This window comes from Flavobacterium sp. (genome assembly GCF_035760125.1).
Classification (GTDB): Bacteria; Bacteroidota; Bacteroidia; order Flavobacteriales; family Flavobacteriaceae; genus Flavobacterium.
Genome location: NZ_DASTTN010000012.1, coordinates 1 through 23,099, shown reverse-complemented (window position 1 = coordinate 23,099; position 23,099 = coordinate 1). Strand labels below are relative to the sequence as shown.

Annotated in this window: 16 protein-coding genes; 7 read left to right on the top strand and 9 right to left on the bottom strand. The window is 33.4% G+C overall.

The window, feature by feature from the left end:
* Window positions 1–27 precede the first annotated feature (27 nt).
* Both VFS71_RS00495 and VFS71_RS00490 read left to right on the top strand, forming a co-directional pair.
* Window positions 28–558 carry an inorganic diphosphatase gene (locus tag VFS71_RS00495; protein ID WP_116796977.1) on the top strand — a complete coding sequence of 177 codons (531 nt, stop codon included), beginning with the start codon at window positions 28–30 and terminating at the stop codon, window positions 556–558.
* Window positions 559–669: 111 nt separating this feature from the next.
* Entirely contained in the window at window positions 670–3,252 is a 2,583-nt protein-coding gene (locus VFS71_RS00490) for a sodium-translocating pyrophosphatase (protein ID WP_326398704.1), read from the top strand.
* A 115-nt stretch (window positions 3,253–3,367) separates the two neighbouring features.
* Here the strand turns inward: VFS71_RS00490 and VFS71_RS00485 are convergent, their stop codons facing one another.
* From VFS71_RS00485 to VFS71_RS00465, 5 genes are all read right to left on the bottom strand, one after another.
* Entirely contained in the window at window positions 3,368–4,219 is an 852-nt protein-coding gene (locus VFS71_RS00485; RefSeq protein ID WP_326398703.1) for a DUF4382 domain-containing protein, read from the bottom strand.
* A gap of 407 nt (window positions 4,220–4,626) precedes the next feature.
* A complete protein-coding gene (locus VFS71_RS00480; protein ID WP_326398702.1) occupies window positions 4,627–5,019 on the bottom strand; it encodes a hypothetical protein in 393 nt (130 codons plus the stop codon).
* Between the two features lie 172 nt (window positions 5,020–5,191).
* Window positions 5,192–5,806, bottom strand: a complete 615-nt coding sequence (locus VFS71_RS00475) for a deoxynucleoside kinase (RefSeq protein WP_326398701.1) — start codon at window positions 5,804–5,806, stop codon at window positions 5,192–5,194.
* Window positions 5,807–6,091: 285 nt separating this feature from the next.
* The gene (locus tag VFS71_RS00470) at window positions 6,092–8,248 is read right to left on the bottom strand and encodes a carboxy terminal-processing peptidase (protein ID WP_326398700.1); all 2,157 of its coding nucleotides are present in this window, start codon (window positions 8,246–8,248) and stop codon (window positions 6,092–6,094) included.
* A gap of 264 nt (window positions 8,249–8,512) precedes the next feature.
* On the bottom strand, window positions 8,513–10,687 hold the full coding sequence (locus VFS71_RS00465; RefSeq protein WP_326398699.1) for a carboxy terminal-processing peptidase: 2,175 nt from the start codon (window positions 10,685–10,687) through the stop codon (window positions 8,513–8,515).
* Window positions 10,688–10,899: 212 nt separating this feature from the next.
* Here VFS71_RS00465 and surE point away from each other — a divergent pair, with 212 nt between their 5' ends.
* From surE to VFS71_RS00445, 4 genes are all read left to right on the top strand, one after another.
* On the top strand, window positions 10,900–11,679 hold the full coding sequence (surE, locus tag VFS71_RS00460) for a 5'/3'-nucleotidase SurE (protein WP_326398698.1): 780 nt from the start codon (window positions 10,900–10,902) through the stop codon (window positions 11,677–11,679).
* On the top strand, window positions 11,672–11,956 hold the full coding sequence (locus VFS71_RS00455) for a hypothetical protein (protein WP_326398696.1): 285 nt from the start codon (window positions 11,672–11,674) through the stop codon (window positions 11,954–11,956). The genes surE and VFS71_RS00455 overlap by 8 nt, the downstream gene beginning before the upstream one ends.
* Before the next feature lie 126 nt (window positions 11,957–12,082).
* Complete coding sequence (lpxB, locus tag VFS71_RS00450) at window positions 12,083–13,195, top strand: lipid-A-disaccharide synthase (protein ID WP_326398695.1); 1,113 nt, start codon at window positions 12,083–12,085, stop codon at window positions 13,193–13,195.
* 289 nt (window positions 13,196–13,484) lie between these two features.
* A complete protein-coding gene (locus tag VFS71_RS00445) occupies window positions 13,485–15,521 on the top strand; it encodes a ComEC/Rec2 family competence protein (protein ID WP_326398693.1) in 2,037 nt (678 codons plus the stop codon).
* 9 nt (window positions 15,522–15,530) lie between these two features.
* On the opposite strand, the gene VFS71_RS00440 is transcribed toward VFS71_RS00445, so the two are convergent.
* From VFS71_RS00440 to VFS71_RS00425, 4 genes are all read right to left on the bottom strand, one after another.
* Window positions 15,531–16,046 carry a thioredoxin family protein gene (locus tag VFS71_RS00440; protein WP_326398691.1) on the bottom strand — a complete coding sequence of 172 codons (516 nt, stop codon included), beginning with the start codon at window positions 16,044–16,046 and terminating at the stop codon, window positions 15,531–15,533.
* Between the two features lie 122 nt (window positions 16,047–16,168).
* On the bottom strand, window positions 16,169–17,653 hold the full coding sequence (locus tag VFS71_RS00435) for a peptide MFS transporter (RefSeq protein WP_326398690.1): 1,485 nt from the start codon (window positions 17,651–17,653) through the stop codon (window positions 16,169–16,171).
* A 95-nt stretch (window positions 17,654–17,748) separates the two neighbouring features.
* Complete coding sequence (locus tag VFS71_RS00430) at window positions 17,749–19,425, bottom strand: peptide MFS transporter (RefSeq protein WP_326398689.1); 1,677 nt, start codon at window positions 19,423–19,425, stop codon at window positions 17,749–17,751.
* Between the two features lie 32 nt (window positions 19,426–19,457).
* Window positions 19,458–21,635 (bottom strand): S9 family peptidase, encoded by a 2,178-nt coding sequence (locus VFS71_RS00425; protein WP_326398688.1) that lies wholly within the window; start codon window positions 21,633–21,635, stop codon window positions 19,458–19,460.
* A gap of 425 nt (window positions 21,636–22,060) precedes the next feature.
* Here VFS71_RS00425 and VFS71_RS00420 point away from each other — a divergent pair.
* The coding region (locus VFS71_RS00420) for a hydroxymethylglutaryl-CoA reductase (RefSeq protein ID WP_326398687.1) at window positions 22,061–23,099 on the top strand (1,039 nt) is incomplete at its 3' end.

Here is a 23,099-nt window from a genome sequence, read left to right as displayed (position 1 = left end):
AATAAATTAAGAAAAGATAAAAGAATAATGACTGCAGACAAATTAAAAACTTTTGATGTATTAATTGAAATACCAAGAGGAAGTAGAAATAAATACGAGTATGATTTTGCCATAAAAAGAATGCGTTTTGATAGAATGTTATTCTCTTCTATGATGTATCCAGCTGATTATGGTTTCATTCCTGAAACTTTAGCTTTAGATGGTGACCCATTAGACGTTTTGGTATTGGTAAACGAGCCTACTTTCCCTGGTTGCGTAATGGAAGTAAAACCTATTGGTGTTTTCCACATGGCAGATGATAAAGGACCAGACGAAAAAGTAATCTGTGTACCGGTTTCAGATCCAATTTGGAATTCATTAGAAAATCTTTCTGATATCAATCCACACTTATTGAAAGAAATCGAGCATTTCTTCCAAGTTTACAAAGACCTTGAAAACAAACAAGTAGATGTTGAAGGTTGGGGTGATGTAAATGAAGCGTATGCCATTATTAAAGAATGTACAGAACGTTTCGATCAAATAGAAAATAAACCAGCTGGATTATTTAGTATTAAATAATTTTAGCCTCCAAATTTTATAAAAAAAGCAATACTCCTCAAAGAGTGTTGCTTTTTTTGTTTAAATTGCTATCGATTAAAATTTTATACTAACAAACCAAAAAGAATATTTATGAATTCAATTATGATTTATGTGCCAATTTTTATGGCAATAATAGGGCTTATTTTTATGGCTATCAAAAGATCGTGGGTGTTAAAGCAGGATTCTGGAGATGGTAAAATGAAAGAGATATCAGATCACATATATGAAGGGGCTTTGGCTTTCTTAAAGGCAGAATATCGATTATTGGCTGTCTTTGTATTAATAGCAAGTGTTGTATTAGCAAGTATTACTTTTATTCCTGGAGTTAAAACAAATATATTAATAGTAGTTGCATTTATATTTGGTGCATTTTTCTCAGCACTGGCAGGAAATATGGGAATGAAAATAGCAACAAAAACCAATGTAAGAACTACTCAAGCTGCTCGTACGAGCTTACCACAAGCCTTGAAAGTTTCTTTTGGCGGTGGAACTGTAATGGGATTAGGTGTAGCCGGTTTAGCTGTTTTAGGGTTGACCGGTTTTTTTATTATTTTCTTCCAGGTATTTATGAACGGGCATTGGTCTTCTACAGAAGATATGACAGTTGTTCTAGAAACATTGGCGGGATTTTCTTTAGGAGCTGAATCTATCGCTTTGTTTGCACGCGTGGGCGGAGGAATTTATACCAAAGCGGCCGATGTAGGAGCTGATTTAGTTGGTAAAGTAGAAGCTGGTATTCCTGAAGATGACCCTCGTAATCCTGCAACAATTGCTGATAATGTGGGAGACAATGTAGGTGACGTTGCCGGAATGGGTGCCGATTTGTTTGGATCGTATGTAGCAACAGTTTTGGCTGCCATGGTTCTGGGAAATTATGTTATCAAAGATATGGGCGGAAACATTCAAGATGCTTTTGGCGGAATAGGACCTATTTTATTACCTATGGCAATTGCAGGTTTTGGAATTTTGTTTTCAATAATTGGAACGATGCTAGTTAAAATTACAGATGAAAATGCAAAAGAAGCACAAGTTCAAAAAGCATTAAATATTGGAAACTGGGTTTCTATTGTTTTAACTGCTATCACTTGTTTCTTCTTGGTACAATATATGTTACCAAAAACGATGAGTATGACTTTCTTTGGCGAAGGATCAATGGATATTTCATCGATGCGCGTGTTTTATGCTACACTTATTGGATTAGTTGTTGGTGGAGCTATTTCATCGGTAACCGAATATTATACAGGTTTAGGAACAAAACCAGTAATGGCGATTGTTCAAAAATCAAGTACTGGTGCAGGAACAAACGTAATTGCAGGTCTCGCTACAGGAATGATTTCTACTTTCCCAACCGTATTGTTATTTGCAGCAGCGATTTGGTCATCTTATGCTTTAGCAGGATTTTATGGAGTAGCATTAGCAGCTTCAGCAATGATGGCAACTACTGCAATGCAATTGGCTATCGATGCATTCGGACCTATATCTGACAATGCAGGTGGAATTGCCGAAATGAGCGAATTACCAAAAGAAGTTCGTACCAGAACCGATATTTTGGATTCTGTTGGAAATACAACAGCGGCTACAGGTAAAGGTTTTGCAATTGCTTCAGCAGCTTTGACTTCTTTGGCTTTATTTGCTGCTTATGTAACTTTTACTGGAATTGACGGAATTAATATTTTCAAAGCGCCAGTTTTAGCGATGCTTTTTGTTGGTGGAATGATACCCGTGGTTTTCTCGGCTTTGGCGATGAATTCAGTAGGAAAAGCGGCGATGGACATGGTATACGAAGTACGCCGTCAATTCAAAGAAATTCCGGGAATTATGGAAGGAACCGGAAAACCGGAATATGCCAAATGTGTTGATATCTCAACTAAAGCAGCTTTACGCGAAATGATGCTACCAGGTATTTTAACTATTGGTTTTCCAATTGCAATTGTACTTTTAGGAAAATTAGTATACGGAGATAACAATCAATTAATTGCTGAAATGTTAGGTGGTTATATGGCTGGAGTTACTGTTTCAGGAGTGCTTTGGGCTGTTTTTCAAAACAATGCCGGAGGTGCTTGGGATAATGCTAAAAAATCATTTGAAGCAGGAGTGATGATTAATGGTGAGATGACTTATAAAGGATCAGATGCTCACAAGGCAGCAGTTACCGGTGATACTGTTGGAGATCCATTCAAAGATACTTCTGGACCATCGATGAATATTTTAATCAAATTAACATGTTTGATTGGTCTAGTTATGGCACCTATTTTAGGAAACGGAAGCAGTACAATTGACGCAAAAAGTACTTGTCCTGAAAAGAAAGAAATTTGGATGAAAGAATGCCACATGAAAGAAGGGGCAATGATGATGGGAAAATGCGACATGTCGAAATGCGCAAAAATGACCAAAGAAGAATGTGCAAAAATGTGTGACAGTCTAAAATGCACTCCTGAACAAAAAGAAATGTGTTTGTCTCATTATGACAAAGACGGAAAATTTATTGCTCCAAAAGGAAAAGCATGCTGTGCCAAAAAAGGAGAGATCAAAAAAGAAGTAAAAGTTCAACTAATAAACAAAGATGGAAAAGCGAAAGCAACTGTGATGACTTCAGAAAATGGTGAAGAAAACGTTCAAGTTTTTGAAGGTTCTCTAGAAGAAGTTAAAGCAAAAGTAGAAGCTTTACAATAACATTGACCCTATTGATTGTAACACAAAAAAATGCCTCGAAATTTCGAGGCATTTTTTTGTGTTAAATCTAAACTGATCGATTCGGACCTACTATTCAGAATTTAAATATTTGGTATTAAGGGAAAGTAATATTTCCAACATCTGTTGTTTTTCCATTGGCCACAATTACATTAGCAACTGTTATTGGAACTTTTCCTGAAGTTGGGTCAGGTGTCAATGTTAACGTATATGTTCCAGATGGTATTCCGTTTATTTGGAAAGCTCCGTCACCATCAGTAGCATCGCCATCTTTATCATCCATTGTTACAAATGCCGAAAAAATTTGCTCACCTTGTTGAACAGATGCTAAAACTTGATAGTCAACTGCCGGGCTTACAATTCCTTTGATTACACCTGATGCCTCCGATGTTGACACTCGAATAACAGGTTTTAGGATATACTTCGAATTTCCTGTATCAACAATAGATTTATTCACATCAAAATCCAATAGGAATTCATATGTTGTTCCACCTGTCAAGGTTTGATTAACATCTAATTTCAATCCTGACTGTTGACCACTTGGTGTAGTTAAATCAAAAGATTGTCCATCAACAACAACGGTGTTATTATCTCCAAGAACTAATCTGATTTGTCCTAAGTGACCTGAAGGAATCAAACTGTCAGTCAGCATAATGTTCGTTCCTCCAGTCAATTTTAATAAATCATAAATTTTCCCTTCTCCTACTTGGGTTTTATCTCCAATACTTATCCAGCCATTATCTCCTGAATCAGAACTTCCTTTAATCATTACATCAAGTACCTCTATATTTACTTCGTCATAATCGCCGGGAGCATCTGTCATTTTTACCATAAGCCGTGATGTTACTTGATTATTGTTTTGATCATCAGTATCATTACAACTAAAAAGAGATAAGCTCATTAATGCCATTGTGAAAATTCCTAGGGCATGCAATCTAAATTTTTTCATAATTCCTGTGTTTTTAATTAAAGATTTGGGTTCTAAAATGATTAATTAAAAACGGAGGACAAATAGTTTTATTTCATACTGAGATAAAATTTAACAAAAACAGAAACAGAGTCTCAATAGTTTCCTTGAATCAAAAATGGAATAACTACTACAAAACAAGTGAATACAGCGCAATTTTTAATAAATAAATTGCTTTTGCAATTATTTGATTCCCTCCAGTATTATTTCTTTATTTAGAGTGACATTAGCAAAAAACCACTAATCAAAGACACTGGAAGCAGCACAAATCTAATTCAATTATGTTAAAAATGCCTCTAAATTTCGAGGCATTTTTTGTTATTAGGGATTGTTTTTTCGTCTAAATATTTCTGTCTAACTTGATGCCTTTTTGATAAATATTTAAAAAATCAGTAGGCTAAACCTATATCCATATCATCCACTACAAGACTTCCAACTATTAAAAGCACGATTCCTAAGGAACCAACGATGATTCCAATAGTTCCCCATGTTGATGCCGTTTTGTCCAAAACACTTATTCTTTTTAAATCACTTTCGTTCAATTGTATTTTTTCAATACCCTTTTTTGTTTTTATACTGCCGTAATATATCCCATCAATTTGTTCAACCTTAATAAGTTTAAATACTGTACCATCAGTTTTAACAACTAAAACTTTGCAATTAGTAGCAACTGCTTCATCTAAAGTTGAAGAGGCATCTTTATAAGCTACACAACTTTGGAGAGCAATCAGAAAGCCTAAAAGCAAACAGGCAAATTTTCTTTTAAAATAATCAATTTTCATGGTTTCCTAGATTAAAGTTAAATAATTAAGAAAAACCAATAAATTAGAATAGTATCAGTAGATATGATAAACTTTGGGAATAAAATTTCAATACTTTTTCACACACAAAGTACTGATAAACAAAGGTATAAAATAAATTAATAAGAGTTTTTTTTAAATGAAGATTTATTTTTTAAAACAACCCATTCAACTCAGCATCAATACGGTTGATGATACTTCCTAAGTCTTCAGGATTATCAACAAAATTAATGCTATCTACATCGATAATCATAATTTTACCTTTGTTATAGGTATGTACCCAAGCTTCATAACGCTCGTTAAGACGGCTTAAATAGTCAATAGAGATTGTGTTTTCATATTCGCGTCCACGTTTATGAATTTGCCCAACTAAATTCGGAATAGAGCTTCTTAAATAGATTAATAAATCTGGTGCTTTGACAAGAGATTCCATTAATTCAAAAAGAGAAGAATAGTTTTCAAAATCACGATGCGTCATCAATCCCATTGCATAAAGATTGGGTGCAAAAATATGGGCGTCTTCATAAATAGTTCTATCCTGAATTATTTTTTTACCACTTTCACGGATTTGCATTACCTGACGAAAACGACTATTCAAGAAATAGATTTGCAAATTAAACGACCAACGTTCCATCTGATGGTAAAAATCATCTAAGTAAGGATTGTCAACTACTTCTTCAAAATGCGGTTCCCATTTAAAATGTTTGGCTAACAAACGGGTTAATGTTGTCTTTCCTGAACCTATGTTTCCTGCTATAGCTATGTGCATTACGGTATTGCGTTTTTAATATTTATATACATCCAAAGATGTAAAAATAGATAAAATTTATTTTTGGCAACAGAATTTAGTGAACCATTTTTAAAATATTACTTTGGGTTTTTCTAATTCAAATATTTGTACAATATGACACTACATATATTTAATTATTTAAAACAAAAACCACATTAATCTCATAGCAATCGTTAAATTCCTTAATCTGCATAGACCACAAAAAAAAAGTAGGCTGCCTAAAAAATACAGACAGCCTACTTTTTCTCTTTAAAAGATTATTTTTTATTTTTTAACTAGTTTTTCTTTTTTATCAATACGAAAATTGGTTTTCACAATTGATTTTGGCTGCAAATCATCCAAAACATTTAAAGCTTCTTCCACGTAAATGTCTTTTGACAAACTTTCATGCCATCTTTCTCTCTTCTCTTTTAGAACAGGATCTTTACTTATTCCTACTAATTCGTATGGCAATGAAATGAACTTCAAATTATTTTTATAATCAACAATTGGTTTAAACTTTTTAGACGTTTCTTCAATTTGATTCTGTTCTGTTTTAAATTTATCTATATTTAAGCTATAATTATTTTCGGCATTTCTGCTGTCAATCCATTTAGCATTTTCTTCGATTAATTTAAATTGAACATTATTTACAATTCTCTTTTTACTGTTGACAATGGCTTGATCAAATTTTGAAGCATTATTCCAAACTGTATAAGGAGCAGGATCAATTTTATCCCATGACAATGGATGAGCTTCATCACGTTCTCCCATTTTTAAATAAGCATAACGATCCGGCATAACCACATCACTGCTTACTCCTTCTAATTGTGTTGAACCACCATTAATTCTGTAGAATTTTTGAATAGTTGTTTTTAAAGCTCCTAAATCCCCGAATGCACTTTTCCCAATATATTGATTCAGATCGATTACTCTTTGAACAGTTCCTTTACCATAGGTTTGCTTGCTTCCAATGATAATTCCTCTTTTATAATCCTGCATAGCGGCCGCCAAGATTTCTGAAGCCGAAGCAGAAAATTCATTTACCATAATTACCAACGGACCATCCCATCCTATCTTCTTATCGGTATCATACAGAATTTCTTTTTTTATAGCTGATTTAACCTGAACAATTGGCCCTTCTTCTATAAACAAACCTGCAATATTTACAACTGCCTCCAAAGAACCTCCTCCGTCATCACGTACATCAAGAACAATACCTTTTACACCGGCTTTTTTCAAACGATCCACTTCTTGAGCCATATCTTTAGCCGCATCCCTTCCTTTTCCATCTTTGTTTTCAAAATCAACATAAAATTTAGGCAAATAAATAACCCCATATTTCAAACCGTTTTTCTCAACAACACTTGATTTTACATAGGTTTCTTCAATCTCAACTATATCTCTAATGATTGGAATAATTTGTATCGTACCATCTGTTTTTTTTACTGTAAGACGAACTTCAGAACCTTTTGGACCTTTTATTTTTTTTATAACATCCGCCAAACGCATTCCTACTATATCTACAGCAACACCATTAGATTGAGCTACTTTAAAAATTAAATCTCCTTTTTCCAATTGTTTTCCTCTCCACGCTGGTCCTCCAGAAATAAGTTCTAAAACTTCAATGTAATCGTTTTTCTTTTGTAACTGAGCGCCAATACCTTCAAATTTACCGCTTATACTTACATCAAATTTTTCTTTTTCATCTGGAGCAAAATAAGTAGTATGTGGATCAAATTGAGACATAATAGAATTGATATACAATGTAAACCAATCTTCCCTTTTTAATTCATTCATAGACCCAAAAGACTCATTCAATGATTTCATTGAACTTTCTCTTGTTTCTTTTTCCAACACAGCTTCTGATTTTACAACATAAGTAGGATCTTTAATTTTCTTATCTTCTTCTGATTTCTGCTTTTCAGTTAAGGAAGAAAGCGTAGATAACTTAATTTGTTTCCTCCATTTATCTTTCAGCTCAGTATTGTTTTTAGCATAAGGAGCTTTTTCATAATCCACATTAAATTCCTCTTCACTTTTATAATCAAAAGGAATACTTAATACCTCTTTGAATATTTTATTCCCTTCTTCCATACGAAGCATCAAGCGATCATAAGTAAGATTAAAAAAAGTCAAATCTTTGTCCTTTAACTGCTCATCCAACTCTAATTGGTATCTAGAAAACTCATTTATATCGGACTGCAGGAAAAAACGTTTGGAAGGATCCAAAGCTTCTATATACTCTTTGTAAACTCCTTTTGAAAAATTATCATCAATGGCCACAGGATTATAATGTCCTTTCTTTATTACAAACATCAATAATTCCAATAACAACTTATCTTTATCCGGATCAGCCGTTTTATTTGAATTAATTGTAAAAGCAAATAATGTAGCCGAAAGGCATATTACAGCTATGAGTTTTTTATAATTTCTTTTCATTTGGGGCGGGTTATTTTTGATCTCCCGATAGAACTCGGGATGCAATAAATTCACTTATATGCGTTGTTATTTACAATCTTTTTTTGTCATGTTCATTGCATAAAGCTAAAATATTTCGCTAAAGATATAAATTAGTTTTTTTAACTTAAAAAATTAATTGGCTGAAAAGCCGTTTATTACATTATTTAACATTTTCTATTTTCATCCATAAAAAAAACGCTTCAAAAATTGAAGCGTTTCTTATTATTATAAAATTATTAAAAATTATGATTTAACTAGCTTCCCTTTTTTATCTCCAGGAATACTCGTTTTTACAATTGATTTTGGTTGCAAATCATCCAAAACATTTAAAGCTTCTTCAACATAAATATCTTTCGATAGACTTTCATGCCATCTCTCTCTTTTTTCTTTCAGAACAGGATCTTTGCTGATTCCTTCTAATTCGTAAGGCAATGAAGTAAATTTTAAACTATTTTTATAGTCGACAATTGGTTTAAACTTTTTGGCAGTTTCTTCGATTTGATTTTGGGCAATTTTAAATTTATCTATATTCAAGCTATAATTATTTTCGGCACTTCTGCTGTCAATCCATTTAGCATTTTCTTCGATTAATTTAAATTGAACATTATTTTCAATTCTCTTTTTACTGTTAACAATAGCCTGATCAAATTTTGAAGTATTAGTCCAAACAGAATAAGGGGCTGGATCAATTTTATCCCATGGCATTGCATTTTCTTCATCACGCTCTCCCATTTTTAAATAAGCGTAACGATCCGGCATAACCACATCACTGCTTACCCCTTCTAATTGAGTTGAACCACCATTAATTCTATAAAATTTCTGAGTAGTTGTTTTCAATGCACCTAAATCACCTGCAGAACTATTACGAACAAATTGGTTCAAATCAATTACATTTTGAACAGTTCCTTTACCATAGGTTTGCTTGCTTCCAATGATAATTCCTCTTTTGTAATCTTGGATAGCCGCAGCCAAAATCTCTGAAGCAGAAGCTGAAAACTCATTCACCATAATTACCAATGGTCCATCCCATTCAATTTTCTTATCGGTATCATACAAGATTTCCTTTTTCTTACCAGCTGATTTTATTTGAACGATAGGTCCTTGCTCAATAAACAAACCTGCAATATCTACAACAGTCGATAAAGATCCACCACCATCATCACGTACATCAAGAACAATACCTTTCACTCCCGCTTTTTTCAAACGATCCACTTCTAGAGCAATATCTTTACCGGCATCTCTTCCGTCTTTATTTTCAAAGTCGATATAAAATTTAGGTAAATAAATAACTCCGTATTTCAAACCGTTTTTATCAACCACACTAGACTTGGCATAGGTTTCTTCAATCTCAACAATATCTCTTATGATGGAAATTACTTGAATAGTTCCGTCAACTTTTTTCACAGTAAGACGAACTTCAGAACCTTTTGGTCCCTTAATTTTTTTAACTACATCATCCAAACGCATTCCCACCACATCAACAGGAACGCCATTACCTTGAGCTACTTTCATCACCAAATCTCCAGCTTCCAATTGCTTTCCTCTCCAAGCCGGTCCACCTGAGATTAATTCTGAAATTTCAGTATAATCATTTTTCTTTTGCAATCTGGCACCAATACCTTCAAGCTTACCACTCATACTCACATCAAATCTTTCTTTTTCTTCAGGAGCAAAATAAGTGGTGTGTGGATCAAAACGCGACATAATTGAGTTGATATACAATGTAAACCAGTCATCTCTTTTTAAATCATTCATAAATCCAAAGGACTCATTTAATGAATTCAAAGAGCTTTCTCTAGTTTCAACATCGAGAACTGCATCCGTTTTCATTACGTAATTAGGATCTTTCAATTTCTTATCCTCTTCCATTTTTTTCTTATCTGTAAAAGACGAAAGAGTAGATAATTTAATTTGTTTTCTCCATTTCTCCTTCAATTCTGTACTGTTTTTAGAATAAGGAGCTTTATCGTAATCTACATTAAAATCCTCATCAACACTATAGTCAAACGGCTTTCCTAAAATGTCCTTAAATATTTTTTTACTTTCTTCCATACGAAGCATCAAACGATCATAAGTAAGGTTAAAGAAAGTCAAATCTTTATTAATCAGTTGATCGTCCAATTCCAATTCGAATTTGGAAAACTCATTAATATCCGATTGCAGAAAGAAACGTTTAGACGGATCTAATGCAGCTATATAATCTTTGTAAACCCCTTTTGAAAAGTTATCATCTATAACCGCAGGATTATAATGTCCTTTTTCAATTACAAATGTTAACAGTTCCAAAAGCAATTTATCTCTTTCTGGATCTACTGATTTTTTTGAATTAATATTAAAGGCAAATAAGGTAGCCGAAAGGCATACCACAGCTATGAGTATTTTATAATTTCTTTTCATAAAGCTAATAATAGAATTCATCAATTTTTTTTATCTAAGTTACATTAAAAACTATGCCAACCCCCTAGATATCTACATAATTTTTTGTTAAAGGTATAAAATAGATTTTTTTACTTTTAAAAAAGTTGGCCAAAAAATATATTTTATTTGTTCGCAATATAAGATTTTGTGTTAGTACATTTGTTTCTGAAGTCAAAATTTATGAAAATTTATATATTTTTAACAGCATTAAAATGAAAAATGAAAGGCCTTTAATACTAATAACGAATGACGATGGAGTTTCGGCTCCAGGAATAAGAGCTTTGATCGAAGTAATGGCAACAATAGGAGATGTTGTTATCGTCGCTCCAGATAAACCCCAAAGCGCCATGGGTCACGCCATTACCATAAACGACACTTTATATCTCAATAAAATTTCAAAAGACATGGATGCAATTATTGAATACAGTTGCTCTGGAACCCCCGTAGATTGTGTTAAAATAGCCGTACACGAAATTTTAAAACGAAAACCAGATCTTTGTGTATCAGGCATTAACCATGGCTCCAACTCATCCATAAATGTCATTTATTCCGGAACGATGAGTGCCGCCGTAGAAGCTGGTATAGAAGGTATTCAAGCTATTGGTTTCTCTTTATTGGATTACGATTGGAATGCCGATTTTGAACCAATCAAATCATACATCAAAACCATTACGCTCGAGGTCTTAAAAAATAAGCTTCCTGAAGGTGTTATTTTGAATGTGAATTTCCCAAAATTAAAAGAAAAAGAAATCAAAGGAATCAAAATTTGTCGTCAAGCGAATGCCCTTTGGACTGAAAAGTTCGACAAACGACAAACCCCACAGGGTCGAGATTACTATTGGCTTACCGGAGAATTTATCAATCAAGACAAAGGCGAAGACACTGATGAATGGGCGCTAAAAAATGGATTTGTTTCTATCGTTCCTGTACAATTTGACCTAACCGCACATCACGCAATACAAAACTTAACCAAAAGAGATTGGAATGAATAAAGAAATGAATAAAATAGACTTACTTATCGGATTCATAATGGGAATTTTAGCTTCCCTCTTGGGAATGTTCCTCTACATCACGCTTATTGTTCACTCAGATTTTATAGCTGGAATCCAATCCATGAAAAACGAAGGCCATCTCGGAAAAATTGTCACCCTAGGTTCTATAATGGATTTAATCGCCTTCGGAATTTTATTAAAATTGAATAAAGAAATCATGGCAAGAGGTGTCGTTTTGGCAGTTATCATGCTTACTATTGTTACTTTATTTCTTTAAAGTTGTTGAGTCACTAAATTACTAAGATTCTAATTTTTTTAAAAAATCTGCTTTATCTCAGCAACATAGTATCTCAGAATCTTAGCATCTAAAATATTATCTTTGTTCATCCAAAAAACACACAAAATGAAATACTATATTATTGCAGGAGAAGCTTCGGGGGATTTGCACGGTTCCAATTTGATGAAAGCGCTCTACGAAGAAGACCCAAATGCCGACATCCGTTTTTGGGGTGGTGATTTGATGCAAAATGTAGGTGGAACTTTGGTAAAACACTATCGTGATTTGGCTTTTATGGGTTTTGTTGAAGTAGTTTTTAATCTGAAAACCATTTTAAACAACATCACTATTTGCAAAAACGACATTACGCAATTCAATCCGGACGTTATCATTTACATTGACTATCCCGGCTTTAATATGCGAATTGCCAAATGGGCGAAACAAGTCGGTTATAAAAATCATTACTATATTTCACCTCAAATCTGGGCGTGGAAAGAAAACCGAATCACAACCATCAAGCACGATATAGACAAAATGTACGTGATTTTGCCTTTCGAAAAAGATTTTTACGAAGTCAAACATAAATTTCCGGTTGAATTTGTCGGCCATCCGTTGATTGATGCCATCCACAACCAAGCAAATATTGACACCAATGCTTTCAGAACAGAAAATCAATTATCGGAGAAACCCATTATCGCTATTTTGCCTGGTAGCCGTAAACAGGAAATCAGCAAAATGCTGTCGGTAATGTTAAGCGTTGTCAAGGATTTTCCAGATTACCAATTTGTAATTGCAGGAGCTCCAAGTCAGGAATTATCGTTTTACCAACAATTCATTTCTGGCGAAAACATAAAATTTATTTCGAACAAAACGTATGCTTTATTGCGTAACGCGACCGCGGCTCTGGTAACCTCAGGAACGGCCACGCTCGAAACCGCCCTTTTCAAAGTTCCCGAAGTCGTTTGCTACAAAGGCAGTTGGGCTTCCTATCAAATCGCCAAACGCATCATCACCCTAAAATACATTTCACTCGTCAACCTAATCATGGACAGAGAAGTGGTAACCGAATTAATTCAGGACGATTGCTCCACCAAACGCATTCGAGAAGAATTAACCAAAATCTTGGAACCCAATTACCGCAAAACACTTCTTGAAAACTACGATTTATTGGAAGAAAAACTTGGCGGAATAGGTGCCAGCAAAAAAACAGCACATTTAATTGTTGATTCCATAAAGTAATTTTAAGCTCAGCCCAATAACTATTTGGGCGTGCCACCATAAAGAAAAGGAGCCAACTCATCGCAACGGTGAGTCGGCTCCTTTCCTTTATGCTGTCGGGCTCTCCGCGCTACTTTGGTAGCTTGCTCCTATCCCTCACGCAAAAAACGCCTTTTATAAATCGAACAAGCTTCGGACTGATTACTGATTGTTGCTTACTACGAAGGAGTATTCTATAGTATTAATTGAACTCAGGTCACGCAAATAAAAAAAGATTTAATTTCTTACAAAATATTTGTACTTTGGTAATATGAAAGTATTCCAATTCCCACTCGCAAGAATTACGATAGCCTTTATCGCGGGCATACTGCTCGCCTATTTCCTAAAACCTATCCCCCCGATTGTATTTGTTTTTCTTGCTGCAACCGCTATTATTTTTATCAAAAAATATTATTCAAGCAAAACAAACACAAAATCCCAACTGCGTTTTGGCATAGCAACTTATCTTTTAGCCTTTTCCATTGGTATCACAACACAAACCGTCCACACCGATTCCAACCAACAAAGCAACTACACCCATTACAAAAATATCTTTCAGAAGAACCACACTTTCACGCTCACATTAAGGGAAAAATTAAAATCCTCTGCTTTCAACGAACGCTATATTGCCCTGCTAAATTCAATTGATAATGAAAAAGCAACTGGCCGAATTCTGCTTAACATTAGCAAAGACAGCACAAGGTATTCTTTTGCCGTTGGCAGTCAATTAAAAATCAATGCACTTTTATATAAAAATACAAGCCAAAAGAATCCCAATCAATTCGCTTACCAGAAATACCTTGAAAACAAACAAATCTATGCCCAACTCTATGCGGAACCAAATGAAATACAAGTCAATTCTGAAATTGACAAAGACATTTGGTATTATACAGCGAAATTAAGAACCCAGATTATCCAAAATTTAGAGAAAAGCAATTTCAGTAACAAAGAACTAAACGTTGCAGTAGCACTGATAATGGGACAACAACAAGATATTGACTCTGAAACTATTCAGGACTATCAATATGCAGGTGCAGTGCATATCTTATCCGTTTCGGGATTGCACATTGGGTTTATATTACTGTTTGTTACTTTTCTGCTAAAACCTTTTTCAAATACAAAAAAAGGCACTTTCATTAAGCTGTTGATTATACTCGCCTGCTTATTCTTGTTTGGAATTCTGGCTGGACTGGCACCTTCTGTAGTCCGCTCCATAACCATGTTTTCCTTTGTTACAATTGGACAATATTTGAGAAGAAGTGTCAATATTTATCACACACTTCTTGTATCTATTTTACTTATTTTACTGTTTCAACCTTCATTTTTATTCGATGTCGGTTTTCAGTTGAGTTATGTAGCATTGTTTTTCATCGTTTGGCTACAGCCTCTTTTGTCAAACCTTTGGCATCCCAAAAACAAAATCCTCAGCTACTTTTGGGATATATTGACCGTTTCGTTTGCGGCGCAAATTGGCACTTTACCTCTAAGCATTTATTACTTTCATCAATTTCCGGGATTGTTCTTTGTTACGAACATCATTGTGATTCCGTTCCTAAGTATTATTATGGGAGTTGGATGTCTGGTAATGGTTTTTGCAGCTTTCAACTGGGTTCCATTTTATCCCGCAAAAATTTTGGAAATAAGCATTTATTATTTGGATAAAATAATTGGCTGGATTGCCTCATTGGAACAATTCATCATCAAGGACATTCCTTTAAACACACCCCTTTTATTCAGCAGTTATTTGGTAATTATCACGACAATTATCGCATTCCAACAAAAGCATTTTAAAAACTTAGTTTGGGTATTAATAGCCATTGCTACATTCCAATTATCTGCAATTGCAACAAAATGGGAAGTTCAAAATCAAACCGAATTTCTTGTCCTAAATACCTCAAAAAACACGCAACTCGTAGAACGAAATGGAGCTAATGCAATGCTATTTGCTAATGATAGCATTTTGAAAAACACCAAAGCCAATAAAGTGCTAGCTTCTTATCTCACGGCCAACTTTAGTACATTGAAAGAAAAACATAAACTGAATAATCTGATATATTTTAAAGGAAACAAAATACTGTTGATTGACAGTTCTAAAGTATATCCGAAGACGATTAAACCAGATATTTTAATAATCACCCAATCGCCAAAAATCAATTTTGACAGACTCTTGCAAACCGTAAAACCCAAAATGGTTGTTACCGACGCATCCAATTACAAATCGCTTCAGAAAAGATGGAAAACGACTTGTTCCCAACAAAAAATCCCTTTTCACGCAACGAGTGAAAAGGGATTCTATAAAATTAATTAATTGTAATCCTTATGCTTTTTTAGATTTTGTTTTTGTTTTTGATTTTGGCTCAGGAGCCATAGAAGCATTTTTCACAAAAGGATCAGCAACTGCTAACCATGCAGTTGGACCACCAGCTACATAACCTGTATTACCCAAACCTTCAAAGTTCACTTTCCCCTCTTTATTTACAGTTGCCTTGGCAAAATAAACAGTTGGAAATCCCTGAATCCCAAATGCTTGTTGCAATTCGTTATTCTGTTTTTTAATTTCATCAGATTGAGCCGTTCTTCTAGGATAATCCAATTCAACCAGTATAACACTTTCATTAGCCCATTTACTGAATTCAGGTGTTTTGAGCACTTCATTTTGCAAACGAATACACCAACCACACCAATCACTTCCCGTAAAGAATAACATCAATGGTTTTTTCTCTTTATTCGAAACTTTGATGGCTTCTTTAACATCTGTGTACCATTTTAATTCCTGAGCTTGCGTTGCAACAGCTCCGATTAAAAATAATGTTATCAAAAATACTTTTTTCATTTGCTATATTTATTTTTTTTGAGTGAAATAGAGGATACAAAAACCTAAATCTTCTTTCAGTTTACTCTCTAATTGATTTCTTATTTACAAATTTAAACAAAAATAACACCAAAATTTGTCTGCTACTTCACTTCTTGCATTAATTTTTTTATCAAAGGTGTTGATATAATTAAAACAACACCAGCAATAAGAGAATATAATGCCAATTGATAGTAACCATCGGTATATGCAATAAGCTTAGACATTAAGGTAGTTCCCGTATTTGCATTTGACATTTCTGAACCAAGTTTTCCTGCTGCCAATTGTCCAAAAGCACTTGAAAGAAACCATAATCCCATCATCATTCCGAACAATCTTTTAGGAGATAATTTAGTAATTACAGACATTCCAATTGGACCAATACACAATTCTCCTAGCGTATAAATCAAATATCCCAAAGCAAAAACATTTAAAGAACTTAAATGTTTTTCATCTACAAAAAATCTGGCGCTATAAAAAACAAAGAAACCAGCAGCTAATAATATAAATGAGAGTCCAAATTTAATAACGGTATTAGGCTCAATTTTTCTTTTGTAAAGAAAAATCCATAACAGACCAATCAAGGGGCTGAAAATAATAACATACAATGAATTGATACTATTGTTAACCACATTTGGATCAATATTAAAAAACAATAATTTGCTTGATAAATTATCTTTTGCAAATAATGACAAAGATCCACCAGATTGTTCAGAAATTGCCATAAACATAAAATATCCGAAGATAAAAATGAAAGCTGCCAATAATTTATATTGTTGATTTCTGTCTTTAATTCTCAATAATTCGAATAAAAAATAACCTACTGCAATTACCCCTATAGTATACATAAAATAGTCTGTAAAATCAGAATTTATAACCATTATATACACGAATGGAATCACCACAATTGAACCTAAATAAACTGCAATTTCGGATGTAATCCTTTTTTTAGGTGTTTGATCTTCTAAAGGAGAATTTCCAATTGGAGCTAAATGTTTTTTGGTCAAAAGAAATGTTACAAGACCAATAATCATAACAATTGCAGCAGAAAGAAAACATAAATTCCATGAATAATTTTTCCCTAAGTAAATAGGAATAGCACCTCCAAGCATTCCACCAATATTGATTCCCGCATAAAAAAGTCCGTAACCAGCATCTCTGCGTCCATCACTTTCATGATATAATTCCCCTACCATTGAAGATACGTTTGGTTTAAAAAAACCAGTTCCAATAATTGACAAAGTTATTCCGTAATAAAAGAAATCGTGTGGAGAAGCTGCAATAAGCAAGTTCCCTAAAATCATAATAATTCCTCCAAAAAGCAAGGATTTTTTAAAACCTAAAATTTTATCTGCAAAGATTCCTCCTATAAAAGTAAAAGCATATACAAAAGCCTGAATAGCTCCATATTGAAGATTTGCTTTTCCTTCAAGTAAACCTAATTGATCTACCATGAAAAATGCCAAAACACCTCTCATTCCGTAGAAACAAAAACGTTCCCACATTTCAACTAAAAACAAATACCACAATTGCTTTGGATACTTACCTTTAAAATTTTGTATTTGTTCTAGACTTAAATTTTGTTCCATTATTAATTTTATTTTTTAAATATGTAAATAAAAAACATCATCTCCTTGATTGAATCAAAAAGATGATGTTTTTAGTTTATTTTTATTTTAATGAATTATCTAACACCGTGCATCATTTTTTTCAAAAATGGCGTTAATGCAAATAAAATAATTGCCGCAATACCTGTCAATACAACGAATACCATAAAAAATTCGTACAAATTATGAATTTCAAAACCAACAAAAATTGGATTATGATCCATGATTTGATTGGCATCTAATAATTGTGCTTGTTCTGCAGTAAGCGTAACTTTCTTATCCAATACAGCTTGTAAATCAATCCCTAGCTCTTTCGCTTTATTAAATTTATCACCTGTAGCTGGCAAAATAGAACCTAACGTTCCACCTAAAGCATAACCTGATGCATTTGACAGAAAAAACACTCCATATAATAAAGAAGCAAAACGCTTTGGAGATAATTTACCAACTAATGACAATCCTATTGGTGATAAACACAACTCTGCACAAGTGTTTAAAAAGTACAATAAGATAAGCCACTTTACTAATAACAAACCTGAAGTTCCAATATATGAAACTTGAGTAGCAATCATAAAGAAACTTATAGTAATCAGTACTAAGCCCATTGCTAATTTTACTGGCGATATAGGTTCTTTGCTTTTTGATCTTAAAAAATCCCACAATACACTGAACGGAACAGCAAGAAAAACAACAAACATTCCGTTAAAAATCTGTACCATCGAAGGTGGCATCTGCCATCCAAAGAAATTTCTATCGGTTTGGTTATTAGCAATAAAAGTCAATGATGAACCTGCCTGCTCAAAAGCAGCCCAGAAGAAAATGATAAAGAAAGAAACAATGTAGATTACAATAATCCTGTCTCTTTCAATTTTAGTTAAAGACGAATCTGAAATAATTAAACCCGCCAATGCCAATCCACTTGAATAGATTAAAGTGTAAATTAAATTTTGATCAAAAACATAGTGAACGACTACACCTAAAATCAAAAATGAAATACCTGCAGCAATTAAAGATTTTCTAGAAAAATTAGCTGTTTGAGCTTCTCCTTCTTCAAAATCAGATGCAATATTTTTAGACGGCAAACCTCCTAATGGCCTTCCTTCTGGAGATACAACATATTTATTTTTTAAAACATAAAAAAGAATTGTTCCCAAAAACATTGCTATCGAAGCTGCCAAGAATCCCCATTTAAAAGCATGAACATCTCTCACACCTCCAGTATCGACAACATCTCCTAATAATGGGCAAATTGACTGACCTAAAAAGGCCCCAATATTGATTCCCATATAAAAGATTGTAAAAGCTGTATCTAATTTTGTTTTTTCTTGTTTAGGATACAAACTTCCCACCATACTTGAAATATTTGGCTTGAAAAATCCGTTACCAAAAACAATAACTGCCAATCCACAATACATGATCGATTTTGCTAAACCTAAATTAGCGTCAAAAATACTTCCGCTGGTAAACAATAACAGTTGTCCAATTCCCATTAGCAGCCCTCCTAATAGAATACAATTTCTGTTTCCTAAAAAACGATCGGCAACAAAACCCCCAAGCATAGGAGTTAAATAACAAAGACCAAGAAAACCTCCATAGATTAATGAAGCTTCTTCCTCTTTCATCAACAAAGAGTTTACCAAAAATAAGGTTAATAGAGCCCGCATTCCATAAAAGTTGAACCGTTCCCACATTTCGGTTCCAAATAACACCCAAAGTCCTTTTGGATGTGCTGATTTCGTTTGAGTTTCTGTCATTTTTGTTTTTGGTATTTATATTGTGATTTGGTTTATAAATTTTCTTTAATAAAATTAGTCATTTTGGTAAACAATTGAATTCTTGTTTTTCCTCCACTTATACCGTGACTTTTATCTGGGTATATTTGAGAATCAAATTGTTTATTTGATTGAATTAAAGCTTCCATCATTTGCATAGAATTTTGCACATGAACATTATCGTCCCCAGAACCATGAATCAGAAGGAATTTTCCTTTTAATTTATCTACATGATTAATTGGTGAATTATTATCATATCCGCTTGCGTTCTCTTGTGGAGTTTGCATATATCTTTCTGTGTAAATACTGTCATAAAAACGCCAGTTGGTTACTGGTGCCACTGCAATTGCCATTTTGAAAACATCGGCTCCTTGAAAAATACAGTTAGATGCCATAAAACCACCATAAGACCAACCAAAAATACCAATTCTAGAAGCATCTACATAAGGATAAGACCCTATTACTTTTGCAGCATCGATTTGATCTTCAACTTCGTATTTCCCCAATTGCAGCTGGGTAACTTTCTTGAAATCAGCACCTTTAAAACCTGTTCCACGACCGTCAACACAGGCAACAATATATCCTTGTTGTGCTAACATCATAAACCAATAGTCATCTGCAGAATTCCACTCGTTATTTACCTGTTGTGATCCTGGCCCAGAATATTGATACATAAAAACAGGATATTTTTTTGAAGCATCAAAATCTTTCGGTTTAATCATCCAGGCATTAAGTTCGTTTCCTTTAGCTGTTTTTAAAACAAAAAACTCTTTAGACGGCAAATTATATCCTCCTAATTTTGTTGCAAGGGCCTGATTGTTTTCGATAACCTGAATTTCTTTCCCTGTTTTTGACTCGTTTAAAGTATAGGTCGTAGCCTGAGAAGCGCTAGAGAAAGTATCAATAAAGAATTGGAAATTAGGACTAAAAGTCGCTGCATTTGTTCCAGTATTTTTAGATAAACGAACTTTATTTTTTCCGTCTAATCCTATGCGATAAACATCTCTGTTGATTGAACCATTTTCAGTAGATTGATAGAAAATAGTTTTTGTTTTTTCATCGAAACCATAGTATGAAGTAACCTCCCAGTTTCCTTTAGTAACTTGATTTTTTAGTTTTCCAGTTTTATCATAAAGATAAATGTGGTTGAAACCGTCTTTTTCACTTGTCCAAATAAAGCTATTATCTTTTAGAAAAGTTAAGTTGTCTGTATCAATAAAATCAATATAACCTTTTTCAGTTTCATTAAGGACAACTTTGGAAGCGCCAGTGCTACCATCAACAAATAACAAATCTAAATTATCCTGATGACGATTTACTATTTTGGCAGATAAAACATTGGCATCATTAGTCCATTCTATTCTTGGAATATAAAAATCATTATATTTTCCTAAATCCACATTTATCAAAGCCTTAGAATCTATATTATATAAATGCAATGAGACTAATGAATTTTTTTCTCCCGCTTTAGGATATTTGAAAGTCTCGATTGTTGGATATAAACTTTTTTGAAAAATCGACATTGAAAATTCTGGCACTGCACTTTCATCAAAACGGATATAGGCTAACTTTTTACTGTCTTTGCTCCAATCAAAAGCACGAACAAAAGCAAATTCCTCTTCATAAACCCAATCCGTAATACCATTAATTACAGCATTCTTTTTTCCATCAGTAGTAACAGCCGTTGATTTTTTTGAAGCTACGTCATAAACATATAAATTGTTTTCTTTGGCATAAGCAATTTTAGTACCATCAGGAGAAAAAGTAGGCTCTTGAACCTTGAAATCAAAAAGTTTTGTCAGGGTTTTAGTAGCAATGTCATATAAAAAATAATCTGCTGTAAAAGAGTGACGGAAAATTTTGTTTGAATGACAAGCAATTAATATCTCTTTCTCAGAATCATCGAATGTATAACTATCAATACCGTCTGCAAGTTCTTTGAAATTTTTAGTATCAATTAGGTTTGACACTTTTTTTAAAGTTGCAAAATCATAAAGATCGATTTGCATACTTCTAGTTGCTCTGTCAGAGTTTAATACCGTGTATTGATTGGTATTTTTCATTGATTGCAATTCATCCATCCCTTTGGCACGAAAAGCACCTGTATAAATTTCATCAACGGTAATTTTTTGTTGTCCAAATACAGTAACACACAAAAAGAAAAGTAAGCCAGTAATCTTATTCGAATTCATATTTTAGGTAATATTTGTTTTCTTTTGGAATATGTAATTTGTACATCATAATTAGTATTTGCACCTATTTAATGTCATACCCATTACATAATATGGATTAAGTTATAAAAGCGACAATTTTAGTGAAAATTTTATAAATAAAACACTTTTGCTTTGTTAAATGTTATAAAAAAATATTTTTAACAATTTCAGTGAATATTATTCTAAAAACCAAACAAAGCACAATCATTCTTCCCATTGATTTTGTAGTATTCAAAATTTTATAATGAAAATAAAACTTTTTCTCATATAACACCCATTCGATTTAACATCAAAAAGTCAATCCTGTAAAAAAAATAATCGGATTTGAAATACAGATTCATTTTGAAAAAAGCAATAAATATGGAATGTGTATCTTTGCGTTCATAAAGCTATAATTTATACCTATGAACAACGCTGTTGCTGGATTTTCTAAATTATCCAAAGAAGAAAAAATAAACTGGATTGCCAATCACTATTTTTCAACTCCAAGTGAAGCCATAGCACTACTTAAAAACTATTGGAATTCTGACGAAAAAATTCAAAAACTACACGATGAATTCATAGAAAATACGATAACTAATTTTTACATTCCTCTGGGTGTTGCTCCCAATTTTCTGATTAATGGAAAATACAGCACAATTCCGATGGCTATTGAAGAAAGCTCAGTTGTTGCAGCAGCTTCCAAAGCAGCAAAATTTTGGTCTACTCGAGGTGGTTTCAAAGCAACCGTTATTAGTACCGAAAAAATTGGTCAGGTTCATTTCATTTACAAAGGAGACGAATCCAAACTAACGTTATTCTTTGCTCAATTAAAATCTAAATTGTTTGCAACAACCGAAAATATTACCAAAAACATGCAAAAACGTGGTGGCGGTATTTTAGATATTATTCTAAAAAACAAAACCAGTTTATTGCCAAATTATCATCAACTGCATGCAACTTTTGAAACCAAAGACAGCATGGGAGCCAATTTTATCAACTCTTGTTTGGAACAATTTGCTAAAACATTAAAAGAAGAGGCACTAGCTTTTGAGATGTTTACCGAAGAAGAAAAAAGCATACAAATAGTTATGAGTATTCTTTCCAACTATGTTCCAGATTGCATAGTTCGTGCCGAAGTTTCTTGTCCTATTGAAGATTTAGCCGAAAAACATATTGAATATCCTCATGAATTTGCAGCCAAATTTGTTCAAGCTGTCCAAATTGCCGAAGTGGAACCATATCGTGCCGTAACGCACAACAAAGGAATCATGAACGGAATTGACGCTGTTGTTCTCGCAACCGGAAACGACTTTAGAGCTGTAGAAGCAGGAATTCATGCCTATGCCTCAAGAAAAGGACATTACTCGAGTTTGTCTCATGCCAAAATAGAAAACGGAATTTTTAGTTTTTGGTTGGAGATCCCTTTGGCTTTAGGCACAGTTGGCGGGTTGACATCGCTTC

Excerpts from the sequence above, each read along its gene's own strand:
- VFS71_RS00495 (WP_116796977.1), top strand. The coding sequence starts at position 28 with ATGACTGCAGACAAATTAAAAACTTTTGATGTATTAATTGAAATACCA.
- VFS71_RS00490 (WP_326398704.1), top strand. The coding sequence starts at position 670 with ATGAATTCAATTATGATTTATGTGCCAATTTTTATGGCAATAATAGGG.
- VFS71_RS00485 (WP_326398703.1), bottom strand. The coding sequence starts at position 4,219 with ATGAAAAAATTTAGATTGCATGCCCTAGGAATTTTCACAATGGCATTA.
- VFS71_RS00480 (WP_326398702.1), bottom strand. The coding sequence starts at position 5,019 with ATGAAAATTGATTATTTTAAAAGAAAATTTGCCTGTTTGCTTTTAGGC.
- VFS71_RS00475 (WP_326398701.1), bottom strand. The coding sequence starts at position 5,806 with ATGCACATAGCTATAGCAGGAAACATAGGTTCAGGAAAGACAACATTA.
- VFS71_RS00470 (WP_326398700.1), bottom strand. The coding sequence starts at position 8,248 with ATGAAAAGAAATTATAAAAAACTCATAGCTGTAATATGCCTTTCGGCT.
- VFS71_RS00465 (WP_326398699.1), bottom strand. The coding sequence starts at position 10,687 with ATGAATTCTATTATTAGCTTTATGAAAAGAAATTATAAAATACTCATA.
- surE (WP_326398698.1), top strand. The coding sequence starts at position 10,900 with ATGAAAAATGAAAGGCCTTTAATACTAATAACGAATGACGATGGAGTT.
- VFS71_RS00455 (WP_326398696.1), top strand. The coding sequence starts at position 11,672 with ATGAATAAAGAAATGAATAAAATAGACTTACTTATCGGATTCATAATG.
- lpxB (WP_326398695.1), top strand. The coding sequence starts at position 12,083 with ATGAAATACTATATTATTGCAGGAGAAGCTTCGGGGGATTTGCACGGT.
- VFS71_RS00445 (WP_326398693.1), top strand. The coding sequence starts at position 13,485 with ATGAAAGTATTCCAATTCCCACTCGCAAGAATTACGATAGCCTTTATC.
- VFS71_RS00440 (WP_326398691.1), bottom strand. The coding sequence starts at position 16,046 with ATGAAAAAAGTATTTTTGATAACATTATTTTTAATCGGAGCTGTTGCA.
- VFS71_RS00435 (WP_326398690.1), bottom strand. The coding sequence starts at position 17,653 with ATGGAACAAAATTTAAGTCTAGAACAAATACAAAATTTTAAAGGTAAG.
- VFS71_RS00430 (WP_326398689.1), bottom strand. The coding sequence starts at position 19,425 with ATGACAGAAACTCAAACGAAATCAGCACATCCAAAAGGACTTTGGGTG.
- VFS71_RS00425 (WP_326398688.1), bottom strand. The coding sequence starts at position 21,635 with ATGAATTCGAATAAGATTACTGGCTTACTTTTCTTTTTGTGTGTTACT.